15 protein-coding genes are annotated in these 17,651 nt (G+C 71.0%); 6 read left to right on the forward strand and 9 right to left on the reverse strand.

All coding sequences use genetic code 11. The features are described from left to right. Window positions 1-38: 38 nt before the first annotated feature. The 3 genes from DVK07_RS02580 to DVK07_RS02590 are packed head-to-tail and all read left to right on the forward strand — an operon-like array spanning window position 39 to window position 4,070. Window positions 39-1,700, forward strand: a complete 1,662-nt coding sequence (locus DVK07_RS02580; protein WP_121595603.1) for an ABC transporter ATP-binding protein — start codon at window positions 39-41, stop codon at window positions 1,698-1,700. Further along, window positions 1,697-3,031 carry an ABC transporter permease gene (locus tag DVK07_RS02585; RefSeq protein WP_121595604.1) on the forward strand — a complete coding sequence of 445 codons (1,335 nt, stop codon included), beginning with the start codon at window positions 1,697-1,699 and terminating at the stop codon, window positions 3,029-3,031. Before DVK07_RS02580 ends, DVK07_RS02585 begins: the two co-directional genes overlap by 4 nt. Then, window positions 3,024-4,070 (forward strand): ABC transporter permease, encoded by a 1,047-nt coding sequence (locus tag DVK07_RS02590; protein WP_121595605.1) that lies wholly within the window; start codon window positions 3,024-3,026, stop codon window positions 4,068-4,070. Before DVK07_RS02585 ends, DVK07_RS02590 begins: the two co-directional genes overlap by 8 nt. A 37-nt stretch (window positions 4,071-4,107) precedes the next feature. Here the strand turns inward: DVK07_RS02590 and fer are convergent, their stop codons facing one another. Then, complete coding sequence (fer, locus tag DVK07_RS24265) at window positions 4,108-4,908, reverse strand: ferredoxin Fer (protein ID WP_121595606.1); 801 nt, start codon at window positions 4,906-4,908, stop codon at window positions 4,108-4,110. 159 nt (window positions 4,909-5,067) lie between these two features. Between fer and DVK07_RS02600 the strand changes: the two genes are divergently transcribed. Both DVK07_RS02600 and DVK07_RS02605 read left to right on the forward strand, forming a co-directional pair. After that, window positions 5,068-6,438, forward strand: coding sequence for a geranylgeranyl reductase family protein (locus tag DVK07_RS02600; RefSeq protein WP_121595607.1), 1,371 nt, complete (start codon window positions 5,068-5,070; stop codon window positions 6,436-6,438). Window positions 6,439-6,442: 4 nt separating this feature from the next. Then, window positions 6,443-6,904: a Rieske 2Fe-2S domain-containing protein gene (locus tag DVK07_RS02605; protein ID WP_121595608.1), complete on the forward strand. Its 462-nt coding sequence runs from the start codon at window positions 6,443-6,445 to the stop codon at window positions 6,902-6,904. Window positions 6,905-7,485: 581 nt separating this feature from the next. On the opposite strand, the gene DVK07_RS02610 is transcribed toward DVK07_RS02605, so the two are convergent. After that, window positions 7,486-8,766, reverse strand: coding sequence for an amidohydrolase (locus DVK07_RS02610; RefSeq protein ID WP_121595609.1), 1,281 nt, complete (start codon window positions 8,764-8,766; stop codon window positions 7,486-7,488). 86 nt (window positions 8,767-8,852) lie between these two features. Then, window positions 8,853-9,350 carry a pyridoxamine 5'-phosphate oxidase family protein gene (locus DVK07_RS02615; protein WP_121595610.1) on the reverse strand — a complete coding sequence of 166 codons (498 nt, stop codon included), beginning with the start codon at window positions 9,348-9,350 and terminating at the stop codon, window positions 8,853-8,855. Between the two features lie 100 nt (window positions 9,351-9,450). Between DVK07_RS02615 and arcS the strand changes: the two genes are divergently transcribed. After that, window positions 9,451-11,289, forward strand: a complete 1,839-nt coding sequence (gene arcS, locus DVK07_RS02620) for an archaeosine synthase subunit alpha (protein ID WP_121595611.1) — start codon at window positions 9,451-9,453, stop codon at window positions 11,287-11,289. 83 nt (window positions 11,290-11,372) lie between these two features. On the opposite strand, the gene DVK07_RS02625 is transcribed toward arcS, so the two are convergent. From DVK07_RS02625 to DVK07_RS02650, 6 genes are all read right to left on the reverse strand, one after another. Further along, entirely contained in the window at window positions 11,373-11,798 is a 426-nt protein-coding gene (locus DVK07_RS02625; RefSeq protein ID WP_121595612.1) for a universal stress protein, read from the reverse strand. A 218-nt stretch (window positions 11,799-12,016) separates the two neighbouring features. After that, a complete protein-coding gene (locus tag DVK07_RS02630; protein WP_121595613.1) occupies window positions 12,017-12,310 on the reverse strand; it encodes a hypothetical protein in 294 nt (97 codons plus the stop codon). 186 nt (window positions 12,311-12,496) lie between these two features. Next, on the reverse strand, window positions 12,497-14,110 hold the full coding sequence (locus tag DVK07_RS02635) for an MATE family efflux transporter (protein ID WP_121595614.1): 1,614 nt from the start codon (window positions 14,108-14,110) through the stop codon (window positions 12,497-12,499). Between the two features lie 102 nt (window positions 14,111-14,212). Then, entirely contained in the window at window positions 14,213-14,653 is a 441-nt protein-coding gene (locus DVK07_RS02640; RefSeq protein WP_121595615.1) for an EamA family transporter, read from the reverse strand. A gap of 30 nt (window positions 14,654-14,683) precedes the next feature. Next, window positions 14,684-16,471, reverse strand: coding sequence for a histidine kinase N-terminal 7TM domain-containing protein (locus DVK07_RS02645; RefSeq protein ID WP_121595616.1), 1,788 nt, complete (start codon window positions 16,469-16,471; stop codon window positions 14,684-14,686). Between the two features lie 99 nt (window positions 16,472-16,570). Continuing rightward, entirely contained in the window at window positions 16,571-17,536 is a 966-nt protein-coding gene (locus DVK07_RS02650) for a UbiA family prenyltransferase (protein WP_121595617.1), read from the reverse strand. Window positions 17,537-17,651 lie beyond the last annotated feature (115 nt).

A 17,651-nucleotide genomic window follows, 5' to 3' on the forward strand; every position in this document is an offset into this window, starting at 1 on the left:
CCGCGCGTTTTTAGGGGTAGCCACGGAGTTACGGGTGAATGAACCCGGCGGTCCACTTGGACGGCATCACGAAGCGATTCCCCGGGGTCGTCGCGAACGACGACGTTGATCTCGCGGTCGAGCGCGGGAGCGTCCACGCCCTGCTCGGCGAGAACGGGGCCGGCAAGACCACGTTGATGAACGTGCTGTACGGCCTCTACCAGCCGACCGAGGGGACCGTCCGCCTCGACGGCGAGCCGCGGTCGTTCGACTCGCCGCGGGACGCGATCGACGCCGGCGTCGGCATGATCCACCAGCACTTCATGCTGGTCGACCCGATGACGGTGTGGGAGAACGTCGTCTTGGGCAACGAGCCGAAGACTTGGGGCGGACTGCGCGTCGACGGGGAGGCGGCCCGCGAGGCCGTCGTCGAACTGAGCGAGCGCTACGGGTTCGACGTGGACCCGGACGCGACGATCGCCGACATCTCCGTCGGCGAACAGCAGCGCGTCGAGATCCTGAAGGCGCTGTACCGCGGCGCCGACGTCCTCATCATGGACGAGCCGACCGCGGTGTTGACGCCGCAGGAGGTCGACGAGCTGTACGGCGTCTTCGACGAGCTCACCGAGCAGGGGAAGACGATCATCTTCATCTCGCACAAGCTCGGCGAGGCGCTGTCGGCCGCCGACGACATCACCGTCCTCCGCGACGGGGTCAACGTGGGCACCGTCGCCGCCGCCGACGTGACGCGCGAGGAGCTCGCGGAGATGATGGTCGGCCGAGAGGTGCTGATGGAGCCCGCGACGTCGCCGCAGGAGGCGGGCGACCGCGTGCTGGAGGTGACGGACCTCGACGTCGAGGACGACCGGGGGGTCGAGGCGGTCTCGGACCTCTCCTTCGAGCTCCGGGGCGGCGAGATCTTGGGGGTCGCGGGCGTCGACGGCAACGGCCAGTCGCAGCTCGTCGAGGCGATCACGGGCCTGCGCGAGGCGGCGTCCGGCGACGTCCGCTACCGCGGCGAGTCGATGGTCGGGAAGACGCGCCGCGACCGGATCGACCGCGGGATGGCGTTCATCCCCGAGGACCGACAGGAGCGCGGCCTCGTGATGTCGTACGACCTCGTCGAGAACGGGATCTTGGGGAGCCAGCACGACCCGCCGTTCGCGAACGGCGGCCGGCTCGACTGGAACGCCTCCCGCGACCACGCCGAGTCAGTCATCGAGCAGTACGACGTTCGCCCGCCGGACGCCGAGGCGGAGGCCGAGTCGCTGTCGGGCGGCAACCAGCAGAAGTTCATCGTCGGCCGCGAGTTCGAGCGCGACCCGGAGCTGGTCGTCGCCACCCACCCGACCCGCGGCGTCGACATCGGGTCGACGGAGTTCCTCCACGACCGGCTGCTCGAACTGCGCGCCGAGGGGAAGGCGATCCTCCTCGTCTCCTCGAAGCTCGACGAGGTACAGGGACTATCCGACCGCCTCGCGGTGATGCACGAGGGCGAGTTCACCGGGATCGTCGACCCCGCGACCGTGACCGAGGAGGAGATCGGGCTGTTGATGGCCGGCGAGTCGCTCGACGACGACTCCGTCGAGGGGGCCGCGATCCACGACGCCGCGGGCGACGGGACGGACGACGCGCCGGGCGGCGGGAGCGACGGCGCGGACGACGCGTCGGGTAACGGGATCGACGGAGCGACCGGCGGCGGCGAGGGGGTGGACGCGTGAGCGACTCGGACCCCGACGCGGACGGGGGCCCCTCCGTCTTCGCCCGCGTGGTCGCGCCGTTCGTCGACCGGAGCGTCGCTGAGCGGCTCGTCATCAGCGTCGCCGCCATCTTCCTCTCGATCCTTGTCGGCTTCGCGCTCGTGCTCGTCTCCGGCCGGATAGCCGAGTGTTCGACCGCGGCCTGGACGATGCCGTTCACCGGGCTGGGGTTCTGTTATAATCCGTTCGAGGTGTACGTGGTGCTGTTCAACGGCGCGCTCGGCTACCCGTTCGCGGTCGGCGACCCAGGCCTGTTCAACCCGGGATGGACGCCCTTTAACCTCTCGTTCGGCCTGACGCTCTCGGAGACGACGCTTCTGATCTTCACCGGGCTCTCCGTCGCCGTCGCCTTCCGCGCCGGCCTGTTCAACATCGGGACGCAGGGCCAGCTCGTCGTCGGCGCGCTCGCGACCGCGCTCACCGTCCTGGCGCTCGCGCCGCTCCTCCCGGCGGGCCCCGTCGCCGGCCTCGTGCTGATCGTCGTCGGGACCGCGGCCGGCGCCGTCGGCGGCGGCCTCTGGGGCGCGATACCCGGCGCCCTCAAGGCGTACGCCGACGCCAACGAGGTGATCACGACGATCATGCTCAACTTCGTCGCCGCGAACGTCGCGTACGTGCTCGTGTTGGAGGTGTTCCGCGCCGAGGGCTCCTCCGTGGTCGCCACCCGGTACGTCCCGGAGTACGCGCAGTTCCCGTCGGTGCTGTTCCCGGCGTCGACCGACTTCGCGCTGATCGCGCTGCTGGTCGGGGTCGCCTTCATCGGCGGGCTCTACTACTTCGTCGAGCACACCTCGTTCGGCTACGACCTCAGGACGAGCGGCGTCCAGGCCGCCGCGGCCGAGTACGGCGGCGTGAACGCGAAGCTCACGACCGTGCGGGCGATGACGCTGTCCGGCGCGCTCGGCGGCGTCGGCGGCTCGGTGTGGGTGCTGATGTCCGAGGGCCGGTGGATGGCCTCGGTTCCGGACCTCGGCTTCGACGGCATCACCGTCTCGATCCTCGCCGGGAACAACCCGATCGGCGTGTTGCCGGCGGCGTTCCTCTTCGGCGTCCTGAAGGGCGGCGCCCTGGAGATCGGCTTCCGGACGGACGTTCCCACGGAGCTCGTCGCCGTGTTGCGCGGGCTCATCATCCTGTTCGTGGCGATGCCCGAGTTCTTCCGGATGGTCGGTCGGTACACGGGCGTCGCCGGCGGTCCCGGCGGCGCGGGCGGTGCGAGCGGTGCGAGCGGCTCGGGGTCGGCGGACCCCGACGAGTCCGCCGGCGGCGACGGGGGTGAGGCCGATGCGTAACCCCCTCTCGCCGGCCTCGCTCCTCGAGGGCGCGAGCGAGTCGAGCTACGTGCGTTCGCTGGTCGTCGGCACCGTCGGCGTGCTCGCGGTCCTCGGCGTGCTTGGGCTCGCGTTCCCCGAGTCGCTCGCGGGCGACCTCGCGGGCATCGTCTTCTCGACGAGCACCGCGACGTCGACGGCGCGGCTCGCGGCGCCCATCGTGCTCGCCGGGCTGGGCGGCATCTTCGCCGAGAAGTCCGGCGTCATCAACATCGGGCTGGAGGGACTGCTCATCATCTCGGCGTTCGCCTCGGTGTACGCGGCGTCGATCGTCGGCGTCGGGAACGCCGTCCTCGGCGTCCCGGCGCTCGCGCTCGCGTTCCTCGCCGGTATCGCGGCCTCGACGTTCTTGGCCGCGGTGTTCGCGGTCGTCTGCATCGAGTTCAAGGCCGACCAGATCATCGCGGGCCTCGCGGTATGGCTCATCGCCTTGGGGCTCGCGCCGTTCATGTCGACCGTGTTCTTCGGCGGCGTCAACACGCCGAACCTCGGCGCGCGCGTCGGGTGGCAGTACTCCGCGACGATGGTGGTCCTCGCGACCCTCGGCTCGTGGTGGCTGCTGAACCGGACCGCGTTCGGCAAACACCTCCGGGCGGCCGGCGAGAACCCGAAGGCGCTCGACACGGTCGGCGTCTCCGTCTCGAAGGTGCGCTACGCGGGCGTCCTGCTCTCGGGCGTCCTCTCCGGCGTCGGCGGCTCGGCGCTGGCGCTGTCGATCGGCCAGTTCGTCGGCGCCGGCGAGACGATGGTCCAGGGGAAGGGGTTCATCGCCATCGTCGCGTACCTGTTCGGCAACTACAACCCGGTCGGAACGCTCGGCGCGGGGGCGCTGTTCGCCGGCCTCGACGCGGTACAGATCCGGCTCCAGCAGCTCGGCTACGCGGTCCCCGACACGCTGGTCCAGACGATCCCGTACGTCGTCGTGATCGTCGTGCTCGCTTTGGTCGGCCGGACCCAGATCCCCGAGGCCGCCGGGGAGCACTACGAGACCGAGGAGTAAGCTGCGGTCGGGCGGGGTCTCTCCCGACCGGCGGTCGTCAGTCCGACGCGCCGGCCTCGTCGGCCGGTGACGGCAGCCGCAGGTCGGCGAAGTCCTCCGCGTCGCCGACGCCGGTGACGAGCTTCACCTCCTCGGTGATCGGGACGCCGACGCAGGAGAGGCGGGCGTTCGCCTCCCGGATCTGCTCGTCCGAGAGGATCGACTGCCCCGGCATCGCCACGTCGCCCTCGACGACGATCACGGCGCAGTTCGAGCAGGCGCCGCCGCGGCAGGCGTACGGCCACGAGCGGCCGCCGCGCTCCGCCGCCTCGAGGATCGACTCGCCGGGCTCGACGAGGAAGCGCCCGTACTCCGGGAGGTCGAGGTCGGCGTCGGCCGCCTTCTCGAAGAGGTCGTCGTCGTCGATCGACCAGCCCCGCTCGGCGACGACGCTCCGGTCGAGGTGGTAGACGGTCGACGGCGAACCGGTGCGGACCGGCTCCACCGACCCCTCCGCGTACCGCCGGACCACGTCGGCGGCCTCGGAGACCGGCTCGTCGGCGAGGTCGTCGAACCAGTCGCGGACCGTCGTCGGCGCGAGGTTCGACTCCGCTGCGACCGCTTCGATATCGACTCCTTCGAACCGGGCGACGGTCGAGACGAATCCCGCCGAGTCGAGCGCCGCGATCGTCTCCTCGACCCACTCCTCGGAGCGGTCGTACCACGAGGCGAGCTCTCCGGTCCCGATGCCACGGTCGTACGCGACGGCGACCATCAGCGCCGCGGTCGCCTCGGACGAGCGGACCTCCGGGAGCCACGCCCGGAGGCGGTCCGCGTCGATCTGATCGAGTTGCCCCATGTCCGATGCGTTCGCCGCCGGCCCGTTAAACGGTGAGCCTGAACAGTTAGGCACCGAACACCGACCGGCCGCGCGGCCGGCCGTCGACGGAATCCGTCCCCGACGATCCGACCGAAACGGGAGCAAAGAGTTTTGCCGGGCGCACGACACGGTCCGGTAATGGATATCGACGAGTACGACGTCGTCGTGGCGGGCGCCGGCACCGCCGGCTGCTACGCCGCCGCGACGATCGCGAACGAGGGGCTCGACGTCGTCATCGTCGAGCGGAAGGACGAGGAGGAGGCCGGCCACATCGCCTGCGGCGACGCCTTGAAGGGCGCAGACGCCTTCCCGGAGGCGATCCCGAAGTCGCGGCTCGAACCCGCGTTCACGAACACCGGCGTCGACCACGGCCGCTTCGAGATCCCGCAGGAGGACACGGTCTTGGAGATCCCGGTCCCCGGCGAGCTCGCGGTCATCGACCGCTGGGAGTACGGCCGCCAGATCATCGCCGGGGCCGAGGACGCGGGCGTCGACTTCCACTACGACACCGTCATCAACGACGTGCTCCAGGACGAGACGGGGCGCGTCACGGGCCTTCACGCGGTCCGGAAGGGCGAGCCGCGGACGTACGCGGCCGACGTCGTGATCGACGGCGCCGGGTCGCTCTCGCTGCTCCAGGACAAGGCCGACTTCGAGGGGACCACCTTCGACACGAACGTCCGGTACTCGCAGTTCTGCTCGGCGTACCGCGAGATCGTCGACGTCCCGGAGCCGGTGGAGTGGGACGACGCCCTGGTGTTCAAGGCGACCGACCGCGCGGCGGGCTACCTCTGGTACTTCCCGCGGACGGCGACGGAGATCAACGCCGGGCTCGGCTTCCAGATGACCGAGGAGCCGATGCAGCTCGTCGAGTCGCTGAAGCAGGACCTCCGGGACCGCCCCGAGTTCGAGGGCGCGGAGGTCCGCGACAAGCTCGGCGCCGCGCTGCCGACCAGACGCCCCTACGACTCGGCCGTCGCGCCCGGCTACATGGCGGTCGGCGACGCCGCCGGCCACGTGAACCCGACGACCGGCGGCGGCATCGCTGGCGCGGCGTACGCGGGCAAGTACGCCGGCGAGCAGGCGGTGAAGGCAATCTCCGACGGCGACGTGAGCGAGGAGAACCTCTGGCGGTACAACGCCCGCGTGATGGACCACTTCGGCGGGCGCTACGCCGGCCTCGACGTGTACAACGTCCTCTCGACCGCGGTGGACGTCGACGACCTGATGGGACTGCTCGCGTCGCTGCCGGGCGAGAAGCTCGCGGAGGCGCTCTACGAGGGGTCGACCTCGATGTCCTTCGGGCTGAAGGTGAAGGCCGCGATCAAGTCCTTCGGCTACTGGGGGACGATCCGGAACTTCTACCAGACGAAGTCGCTGGCGGACGAGCTGATCGGCCACTACGACGAGTACCCGACGAGCCCCGCCGCGATGGCCAACTGGACCCGCGAGCGCGACGACATCATGGACCGCGTCTACGAGACGACCGGCGCCGACGCGAAGTACTGAGGCCGTGAGCGGCTACCGACTCACGGCCGTCGAGACGGTGCGCGAGCGGGGCTCGTGGGCGTTCACTGCTCGCGAGGGCGACGAAGACCGCGAGGTGTTTCTCGTTCCGTGCGCGGACGAGCCGGACGCGGGGGCGACGGGCGAGAGGGACGGCGAGGAGCAGTCCGTCCGCGCGTGGATCAATCGCTGTACCCACGAGGACCAGCGGCTGTACCGGGAGGAAGTGGGCGCGGTCACGCGTGGCGGCTCCGTCGTCTGTCCGAAGCACGGCTCGGCGTTCGATTCCTGTGCGGGCTCCTGCGACAACGGCGAGGCCGCGGGGACGACGCTCCGTTCGGTCGATATCGAGGTGCGTGACGGCGCGGTGTTCCTCACGGACGACGACCTCACGTACCTCTACGAGGGGCTCCCGGACGACGACGGCGACGACGAGGGGCCGGCGTCGAGTTCGCACCTCACGTTCTGAGTTGCGAAGGTCCAAGCGGCGGACTCGTGGTCGGCTCTTTTTAAATAGGCGACTGTGTGGTGACGTTCACCGAAGCCCCAGCCGCTCGGCTGTACGGTTTTACTTATAAATGGCCGACCGACACCGCCGGAGTCTCGACCGCTCGGCTGTACGCGGCCGCTTATAAATGACAGATTAAAACCGACACCATCGAAGCCCCAGCCGCGAGGCGTGCGCACGCTCGCTGCGGTCCTCGTCGCTCACTCCGTTCGCTCCTGCGGTCCTTACGTCGCCTGCGCACGCCTCGCGGCTGCCCCTTCGAGTCCCGCCCCTCCGGAAGACGTTCCTGCTCGCTCACTCCATTCGCTGCGCGGGCTGCGACTTCCGTGCTCCCGCTCGCTTCGCTCGCGGGAACGCACCGCACAGCGCCTCACGCCTCCCCAGCCTCGTCGGTCGCCGTCGCTTCGCTCGGCGACCGACTCCCTCGCGCGGGCGACTCGCGGCCGCCGGTGGCGGCCGCTCGTCGGCACGCGCCACCGCATTCGTTTATAAAAGCCTTCGCAGATGTTTTTAAATACTGGTGGAAAAAGCGCTCCGGACTCTTACGGTCGCGTCTCGGCGACCCGCCGGATCGCGCCGGCGATCACGTCGATGCCGACCGCGATGTCGTCCTCGACGACGTCGAAGTCGGTCGTGTGGTGGCCGCCCGGGTGGTCCGTCCCGACGCCGAGGTAGCAGGCGAGCCCGCCCTGCTCTTGGACGCGGTTCATCAGGAACGTCGCGTCCTCGGAGCCGCCGAGGTCGTCGCTGTCGACGATGTTCGTGACGCCCGCCACGTCGCTCGCGGACTCGCCGACGAGTTCGGCGAGCGCGTCGTCGCTCGTCGCGCTGGGCGCCTCACCGAGCGTGGAGACGTCGACCTCGCAGTCGTGCATCTCCGCGGCCGAGTCGAGGATCCGGTCGGCGTGGTCGGACATGTACTCGGCGAGCTCCGTCGTCTGCCCGCGCACCTCGCCCTCGATGTACGACTCCTCGGGGACGATGTTCGTCGCGGTGCCGCCGCCGACGAGTCCGGCGTTCACCCGCGTGGGGCCGTCGGCGTGCCTCGGGATCGCGTAGAGGTTCTGGATCGCGGCCGCCATCGCCTGAACCGTGTTCCGGCCCTGCTCGGGCCGCGCGCCGGCGTGGGCGGGCTCGCCCGAGAACTCCGCGAGGAAGTGCCGCACCGCGAGGAACCCCTCGACGCCGCAGACGACCTCGCCGGAGGGGTGGTCGAGGCCGACGTGGACCGCGTACAGGTAGTCGACGTCGTCGAGGTGCCCCGACTCCGCCATCGGCTTGCCGCCCGCGACCTGCTCTTCGCCCGGCTGGAAGAACACCTTCAGCGTCCCCGAGAAGTCGGAGTCGAGGACCGCGTCGAGCGCGCCGAGCCCCATCGTCGCGTGGGCGTCGTGGCCGCAGGCGTGCATGAACCCCTCGTTCTCGGAGCGGAACCCCTCCGCGGCCGGGACGTGCTCGCCCGACTCGGACTCCGTGATCGGGAGGCCGTCGATGTCGACCCGGAGGCCGACCACGGGGCCGTCGCCGCGCTCGACGACCGCGACGCAGCCGGTGTAGCCGCCGGAGAGCTGGTCGAGAACGTCGGGGTCCGCGCCCGCCTCGCGGGCCTGCGCTTCCCACTCCGCCAACTCCTCGTCGTCGGGGACGTTCAGGCGCTCGTCGGTCGCCAGCGCGTCGGGCCCGACGTGGAGCGTCGTCAGGTCCCGCTCGCGGAGTTCCTCGACGATGCGGGCGGTGGTGTAGAACTCGCGCCACGCCGGCTCCGGGTGGCGGTGGAGGTCGCGGCGGAACGCGCGGTACTCGTGGGTGTCGAGAACGCTCATACCACCCGGTGGCCCGGCGACCGCTTAAACGATCGCCTCTCGGAGAGCGACGCGAACCGGTCCGAGACCGGCCGCCCGCGCTCGCCTCACTCCTCCGTCGAGCCCATCCGCTCCGTGTAGTCCCAAGTGTGGAGCCGCTCCGGCTCGATCCGGATCTCGACCTCCTCGCGGTCGGGCCGGAGGAGCCGGTCCGCGGTCGCGTTGTCCGTCCCGCCGAGGTACCTCGTCAGGAGCGACCGGAGGAGGCGCTTGTCGTCGTCCGGGCGGACCGTCGCGCGGCCGCGACCGCGGACGCCCTTGTACGGCGGGTCGTTCGTCGACACGTCGAATGAGACCTCCTCGTCGTGTTCGACGAACTCGACGAGGTCGGCGCTCGCGCTCGTCGCGCAGCGGATCGCGCCGGTGGGGTCGTCGGAACCGGTTTCGGCGTCGGTCCCGGCTCCCGCGTCCGGGTCCCACGCGAACCACAGCGAGACGATCCAGGGGTGGTCGCTCGGCGTGCGGCAGCCGAGGCGGACCGGGACGCGCGCGGCGCCGAGGAACTCGTCGACGCGGTCGCGGTCCCACGGGCCGGTCGGGTCCATACCGATCGGTCGGTCGCGTTCGGCCTAACAGTTGCGGCGAAGCTACCGGACGCCGACCGCGGAACACAAGAGAATTGACCGTCCCCGCGCGAGTGGAGGTATGACCGACTACTTCGAGGTCCACGAGCGCGACGGCGCCGCCCGCCTCGGGGAGGTCCGCCTCGCCGACCCCGTCGCGACGCCGGCGCTCGCGGACCCGTTCCTCGACGACGCCGGGAGCCTCTGGGCCGGCGACCGCGAGGTGCCCGACGGCGACGAGCGCGCGCTCACGGTGCTCCCGCACCGGTCGTTCCCGGCCGGCACGCGCGACGAGGTCCGCGAGTCGTTCGCGGTCGACCACCCCGACGCAGAGTTCCCCTCGGCGGCGGTCGTCGACAGCCGGAGCGCCCGCGACGTGGGCGCCGACGCGTACCTCCTCTCGGACGCGCAGGGGTTCGTCGGCCACGGCGAGGCGTTCCGCGACGCGATAGTCCGCGCGAAAGCGACCCTGCCGCCGGACGCCGCGCTCGGCCTCTCCGGCGTCGCCACGCCGCGGAACGTCGCGCTGCTCGCGTACGCCGGCGTCGACCTCGTCGACGCGACGCTCGCGCGGACGAAGGGGACGCAGGGGATGTACCTCACAGCCGACGCGGAGCACTTCCTCGAGGACCTCGACGAGCTGCCGTGCGCCTGCCCGGCCTGCGCGCAACCGCGGAGCGAGTTCACGCGCGCCGACTGCGCCGACCACAACGTGAACGCGCTGCGCGCCGAACTCCGCCGCGTCCGCGAGCGGATCCGGAGCGGCCGCCTCCGGGATTACGTCGAGGGACAGGCCCGCCACGAGCGGTGGCTCACGGCCGCGTTCCGCGAGTTCGACGACCAGTGGGGGTACTTGGAGGAGCGCACGCCGCTGATGCGCGACGCGGAGGTGACGGCGGCGAGCGCCGAGACGCTCGACCGCGTCGAGATCCGGCGGTTCGCCGACCGCGTTACGAGCCGCTACCGGAACCGATTCACCGACCAGCCGCTCGTGTTGGTCCCCTGCTCGGCCACCAAGCCCTACAGCGACTCCCAGAGCCACCGCCAGTTCCACGACGCGATCCGGTGGCGCGGCCACACCGTCTCGATGACCTCGCCGATCGGCGTGGTCCCGCAGGAGCTCGAGACGACATACCCCGCGCAGCACTACGACTCGGTCGTCACCGGCGACTGGAGCGAAGACGAGATCGGGTTCGTCGCGGAGGTGCTGCGTCGCTACCTCGACCGCAACGACTACTCGCGCGTGATCGCGCACGTCCCCGAGGACGGCTACCGGGAGATCTGCGAGCGCGTCGAGGGGGCGGTCGACGTCGACTTCGAGTACACCTGCGTCGACCACCCGACGACAGACGAGTCGCTCGGCGAGCTGAACGCGGCGCTCCAGGGCGAGCCCGCCTACAGCAAGCGCGAGCGCGAGCACAACACGGTCCGCGCCATCGCCGACTACCTCCTCGGCGACGGCGCCGGCGACGACCTCTTCGGCGGGATCGGTGCGGCCGGCGGGGACGGCGACGGGGGCGGGGCGTACGGCGGCGAGGCCGACGTCCGCACCACCGGGCGCTACCCCAAGCTCCAGGTGTGGGGCGACGACCCCGACGCCGGCCGCGAGGGCGAGCCCGGCGAGCAGCTGGCGACGATGGTTCCCCAATACGGCACCCTCTCCTTCACGCTCGCCGGCGCGCGCCGCTGGGTCGCGAGCGACGCGCCGACGAAGCGGGTCGAGATCGACTCCTTCGTCCCACGCGGCTCCGTCCTCGCGCCCGGCGTCGTCGACGCCGACGACGAGATTCGGGTGGGCGACGAGGTCGTGGTCGAGGGGCCGAAGGCGTTCGCGGTCGGCCGCGCCGCGATGTCCGGCCCGGAGATGGCGGGGTCGACGCGCGGGGTCGCGGTCGAGGTCCGGCACGCCGACGAGAAGTGATCGGACGGGTCCGAAGCGATCCGCCGCCGACGCCGGGGATCAGCGGCGGACACCGGTTGGCCCCCTCGCGCGTCGGTCGCGCGTCACGCTCGCCGGTCCGGGAAGACCATCACCGGAACGTCCGCCTCTCGGATGAGACGGCCTCCGGGGTCGCCGGTGATCGTCCGCTTCCACGTGTCGATGTCTCGCGGGGTGAAAGCGACGAGCGTCGCCTCCGTCATGCCGACGGCGTCGACGAGCGCCGTTGCGACCTCCTGCGCCTCGAGCGTCAGCCACTCGAACTCGAGGTCGTCTCGGTAGAGGATGTCGAAAAAAGTATCATAGGTCGCTCCCGCGAACTCGTCTCGACCCGTCTTGATCGTCGTCTCGCCGCTCTCGCCCCGCGTCACGTGCGTCACGATGAGCGTCGTGCCCGGGTCGAGGTGCGGTCGAACCGCCCGAGCCGTGGCCTCGGCGTCGTCGGGGCCCGCGATCGGTATCAGGATCCGTTCGAATAGCTCGTCGTTCACGAGCGTACCCTCTCAGAGACCGACCAAAAGCGTGCGGGGCGTTCTCGGTTGCCGACCACGCGGTCCGAAAGCCGGCGCCCAGCGCCGTCGAACGCTCCGCGGAGCGGCCCGCCCCGGCTTCCGTCCTCGCCCGACGCGCGGCGCCGAATCGGGACCGGCGGTGGCCGACTCGGGGCCGCGCGTCGGGCGCCTCCCCGCGGCCCTCCCATCGGAGTCGGTCACTCCTCGCCTTCGGTCCCCGCCGCGTCGGCGATCTCGGAGAGGTCGGCCTCCAACTCGTCCGCGTCCTGAAGCAGCAGCCCCGTGCCGCCCGCCGCGATCATGCCCACGCCGATCGCGCGCAGCTGCCGGACGTACGCCGGGGTCGCCTCGAGCTCGTCGGCGTTATCGAAGTTCTTCCCGATCATCTTCTTGGTGAGGCGGACGCTCGTCCGTGGGAACAGCGCCGTCACGACTCCCTGTAACAGTACCAGTGCCGACCCGAACAACCGCGCTTTCTCGCAGTTCATCATACCGAACTATCAGTGTCGCTGCCGCATAACTATTGTGCCTACCATCCAATACTGATCCCGCAGCGAGCGCCGATTGGACTTTTCCAGATTCTTACTTTTCGAGTAGTGTGTAGTATATAAAATACTATTTCGCTCACACGGCGCCCGCACGTGACTCGAGGAGCGGCGATCGGCTCGCCGCCCGCCTCAGTCGTCCGCGGTCGCCTCGGGCCGGTACGCCTCGCTGATCGCCTTCCACTTCCCGGAGCGGAACCGGAGGTAGTTGATCGCGGCGGGGATCGTCGTCTCGGCCATGAACGCGAGGTAGAGCCCCCACAGGCCGATCGCGGGGAGCGCGACCTGCGGGAGCGTGAACCCGACGAACGGAATCTCTATGAGCGGGGTCACGAAGCCGACGAGCGGGAGTTCTACCGCCGGGATCGTGAGGACTTCGGGAACCGTTATCGCCGGCGTCGAATCGTGCGCGCCGACGTACGCGAGGGGTATCGACACGCAGAACATCCCGAGGAACTGGCTCGCGAAGGGGATCTTCGTGTCCCCGGCGGCGTCGAGGGGGCCGGCCGCGCCGCCGGAGACGCCCTGGAAGATCACCGCCGCACAGGCCGCGTACACGAGGTCGACGGCGATCGGTATCTCTGGACTGTCGGGCGACTGGGCGAACAGCGAGACGATGTCGGTCGCGAAGACCGCGATCAGTATCGCCGAGACGGCGTACGTCGCCACCGAGAAGCGGATGATGTCGCGGGCGTACGCCTCGGCCTCGTCGGGGCGTTCGACGCCGAGCTCCTGTCCGACCAGACTGGAGGAGGCGAGGCCGAACCCCCAGCCGGGCGTGTTCATGATCCCCCAGATGCGGCGGGCGATGACGAACGCGGCCACCGTGTTCTCGCCGAACACGTCGAGGATGGCGAGCATCGGGAACTCGGCGGCGGTCCACACGAGGTTGCGCGCGCCGACGGGCACGCCGATCTCGACGAGGTCGCGTAACATTCCGGGGTTGACGTACGAGCCGGTCGCGTCGATCGCGACCGGGAACTCGCCGATCAGCGGGGCGCTCCCGCGGACGAGCCCGACGGTGAAGCCGGCGACCGCGAGGACGTTCGAGAGGACGGTGCCGACCGCGGCGCCCTCGACGCCCCAGCCGAAGCCGAAGATGAACAGCGCGCTGAGGACGATGTTCGCGAGCGCGCCGCCGGCGCGGACCTGCATCGCGGTGTAGGCGTCGTCGCAGCCGACCAGCACGCGGCTGCCGACGAGGTTGAGCGCGGCGAACGGGACGCCGAGCCCGACCACGCGGAGGTAGTCGGCGCCGTAGGCGATCGCCCGCTCGTTGCTGCTCAGGACGTCGATGAACGCCGGCGAGAAGAACCAGAACGCCGCGCTGACCGGGATCGTGATCGCGATCACGAGGAGCACGCTCGACCGGACGGCGTCGCCGAGTTCGACGAACGCCTCGGCGCTGTAGCGCTGGGAGACGAGGGCGATGGTGCCGCCGGCGACGCCGCCGCCGAGCGCGAACGCGAGCCCCCAGTACGGGCCCGCGAAGCCGACGCCGGCGACGGCGCTGGTGCCGACCGCGACGCCGACCATCGCGACGTCGACCGCGTTCTTCGACATCCGCGCGATCCCGGTCACGATCCGCGGCCACGCCAGGTCGGTGGTCCGGACCACGCGGTGGCGGTCGATCAGCCCGACCCTCGCGAGGGCGAAGCCGATGTAGAGGATTAGCAGGCGGAACGGGTTCGGGAGGTCGGCGACGTACGAGATCAGCGCGCGCAGGGAGCTCGGAAGGCGAGACACGGCGGGTGCGCTCCTTTCCCGCTGGCGGCTAAAGGGGTTTCGTCACGCGGCAGACGGTTCCGGATCGGTGGGGTTCGTCGGCCTCGGATCGACCTCCTCCGGTCAGGCGCCGGAGACGAGGTAGACGGCCGCGGCGGCGAAGGCGATCCCGAGCCCCTTCCGGGCCGTGAACGACTCGCCGAGGAACAGGAAGCCGATCACCGACGAGAAGACGAGGAACATCGCGAAGATGGGCGTCACGACGCTCACCGGGCCGAGGGAGAGCGACCGGTACAGCGCGAGGATGCCGATGCCGAGGAACACGCCCGCCGCGAGCACGTGCGCCAACTTCGGCGACGCGAGGTGGGTGGTAAAGCCCTGCCCGGTGTACGCGATCACGCCGATCGCCATGGCGACGAGCAGCGTGTTCGAGACGACGACGGCGACGTCGCTCGGGATCGCGTTCGGACCGGTCGTGGCGACGCGCATCAGCGGAGAGACGAGCGCGTACGCGCCCATCGCGAGCAGCGCGTACGGGAGATAAGTCGTGGCCGTAGCGTCCATACGTCGGGGTCGCCGCCCGGCGTCAAGTGCCTATCGACCCGCGTTCGGCGGCGGCCCCAGCGAGGCCGACTCGTCGGCCGTCGCCGAGTCGTCGAGGGGCAGATTCGGGGGCTCCCCGTCCGGGTCGGCTCCCGGCGTCTCCGAGCGGTCGACCGGGACGCAGACCGTCACTATCGTCCCGGTCGGCTCGCGCTCGTCGAACGAGATCCGTCCGCCGAGGTGGTCGACGCCCCACTTGACGATCCACAGGCCGATCCCGCTGCCGTGTCGCAGCGGCGTCTCCGTGCCGCGGTCCAACACGTCGTACTCGGCGGGGTCGATCCCGGGGCCGTCGTCGGCGACGGTGACCTCGACCCAGCCGTCCGCGACCGCGGCGTCGATCCGCATCCACGGCGCGTCCGCGTCGTTGTGTCCGACCGCGTTCGTACAGAGGTTCCCCAAGACGACCTCCAACACGGCCGGAACCGGGACGGCCGCCACGCGACCGACCTCGATCCGCGCGTCGGGGGCGACCGCCCGCGCCTCGGCGACGGCCTCGTCGACGACGTCCGTGAGCGGCGCCGACTCGGACTCCTCCGTCGGGTCGAACAGCTCGCCGGCGGTCCGGGTGCGCTCGCTAAGTTCGAGCATCCGACCGGCGCTCTTCTCGATGACCGACAGGGCGCGCTCGTCGGTCGGGTCCGAGCGGAGCTGTTCGGCGTACCCCTGAATGAGGTTGGTCTCCGTCCGGACGTCGTGACGGAACACGCGGTTGAGCACGTTGAGCCGCTGCTGTTGCCCGAGGTACGCGCCGACGTCGTGGTAGGTGATCACCCGCGCGGTGGTGCGGCCGTGGTCGTCGACCACGTCTCGCACCGTCGCCTCGTACGGCCGTCGCCCGTCGCGGCCCACGATCGGAACCGCTCGCGGCTTGTCTCCCTCGGCGTCGAGGCCGCTGACCGCGTCGTACTTCGGGACGACCGCGGAGGCGGATTGGCCGATCGCCTCGCGTCGGTCGACGCCGAACGTCTCGGCCGAGCTCTCGTTCAGGTCGACGAGGAGCCCCTCCGTGCCCACGACGAAGACGGGGTCGTGAAGCTGTTCGAAGACGAGCTGTCGGGCGCGGCGGCGCGGGGCCGGCGCGAGCGTCAGCAGCCGGAACCGGGAGAGCGCGAGCAGGTACCCCACCCCGGAGATCACGAACACGAGCGGCGTGGGGTCGAGCCCGGGGATCGGAATCGCGCCGGAGAGGTACGCGACGCTGCCGCCCCACGGCGCCGCGGTCCCGACGAGCAGGGCCGCGCTCTGTCCCCGGAACGGGCGGGCGTCGTCGCGGACCAGCTGGATCAGGGGGATCGACCCCACCGCGCCGAGGAGGTAGGTGTACCCCGCGATGACGTAGTACAGCGGTCCGGGGACGACGTCGAGGAACGTCCCGACTGCGGTCTCGCGCACGACCCGGTCGACCGCGAGGAGGTTGCCCGGGTCGCCGGCAGCGGCGACCGCGACGGTGGCGGCGGGCACGATCGACACCACCGCCACGGAGAACGGCGTCACGTAGCGGTCGTAGCCGGTGTACGCCAGCGCGAAGAAGAGCCAGCCGACCGGGATGACGACGACGCCGAGCCACTGGACGTCGTACCACAGCGCCTTCGCCGGCAGCGTCGCCGCCTCCAGCTCGAAGACGAGGAACGTCGCCCACCAGACCTGCCCGGCGAGCAGCACCGCGAGCCACGTCGCGCCCGGTTCCGGGCGCTCCCGCCACGCGAGGATCGCCGCCGCCAGTCCGACCGTCACGGCGACGAGGAGGGTGACGGAGAGCGGACTCAACGCGGTCATGGTGTTTTTTTACGCGCATCGGATTTATAACTCATCGGGCCGAGTTATCTTATTGAAAAAATCGGTCTCTCGGCCCTCAACGCCGGGTTCGTCGCCGCCTCACAGCGCGAGCGCGAGGAGGGCGGCGCCGGCGACGAGGTAGCTACAGTCGGGCGCGACGCCGAGCGCCGCGCCGCGGAGCCGGCCGGCCAGCGCGGTGACGGTCACGGAGACCGCGAGGCCGACGCCGAGCGCGACGAGGGCGGGGGACCACCCCCCGCCGGTCGCGGCGGCCGCCGCCAGCAGTCCCGCCGCGACGGCGTCGACGCCGAGCAGGATCCGGCGCGTTCCGGTGACCCCGTACGCGACGGGGAGCGTCGCCACGCCCTGCGCCGCGTCGGCCGCCACGTCCCTGACGTTCGGGACCTCGACGTCGACGAACGAGCGGGCGAAGACGTAGGCGAAAAGCAGGGCGACCGCGGGCGCTCCGACCGAGTCGACGGGGACGCCGGCGAACGCGAGCGGCGCGGCGACGACGGCGACCGCCCAGGCGAGCGCGACGGCCGCGGAGTTGAGGAGGAAGACGTCCTTCAGGCGCGGCACGGAGATCTCGTCGAGCGGCGCGACGAAGGCCCCCGCGGCCGGGAGCCAGTCGGTGGCGTAGCCGATCCACACCGCGCCGGGGACGAGGACGAGCGCGAGCGCCGCGGGACCCGCGCCGGCTGCGAGCGCGACGGCCGAGCCGTAGCTCACCGCGGCCGCGACCATCAGCTGGTCGGCGTAGCGGAGCGCGATTCGCGCCCGCGCGGGGGTCGACCCCGCGTCGCCCTCGGCGTCGGCGACGTGGTCCGCGGCGTACACCGCGAACGCCACTAACCCCACCGCGACCGGCGCGGTCGAGAGCGGCACGCCGAGCGCGGCCGTCACGACCGCCACCTCGACGGCCGCGACGAGCGCGGTGAACGGCGCCCCGGCCGCGAACGCGGCGACCTGTCGGAGCGTCCCCGAGTCGGGAGGTGTTGCGTGCGAGCGATACTGCGCTGCCGTGCCGTCCGGCGCGGACGGCTTCGTCGGTTCGTTTGCCATTTGGAACGTGCGCCGCCGGAAGACGGCGAACGTACGGGATGGGGCGTCGAACGGTATCTATCCACTCCGTTCGGTGTTAATAAAACGCGAAGTTGTGCGGTATCAGTTCCTCAGG

Source organism: Halorubrum sp. Atlit-26R, from assembly GCF_003666015.1.
In the GTDB taxonomy this organism is placed as follows: Archaea; Halobacteriota; Halobacteria; order Halobacteriales; family Haloferacaceae; genus Halorubrum.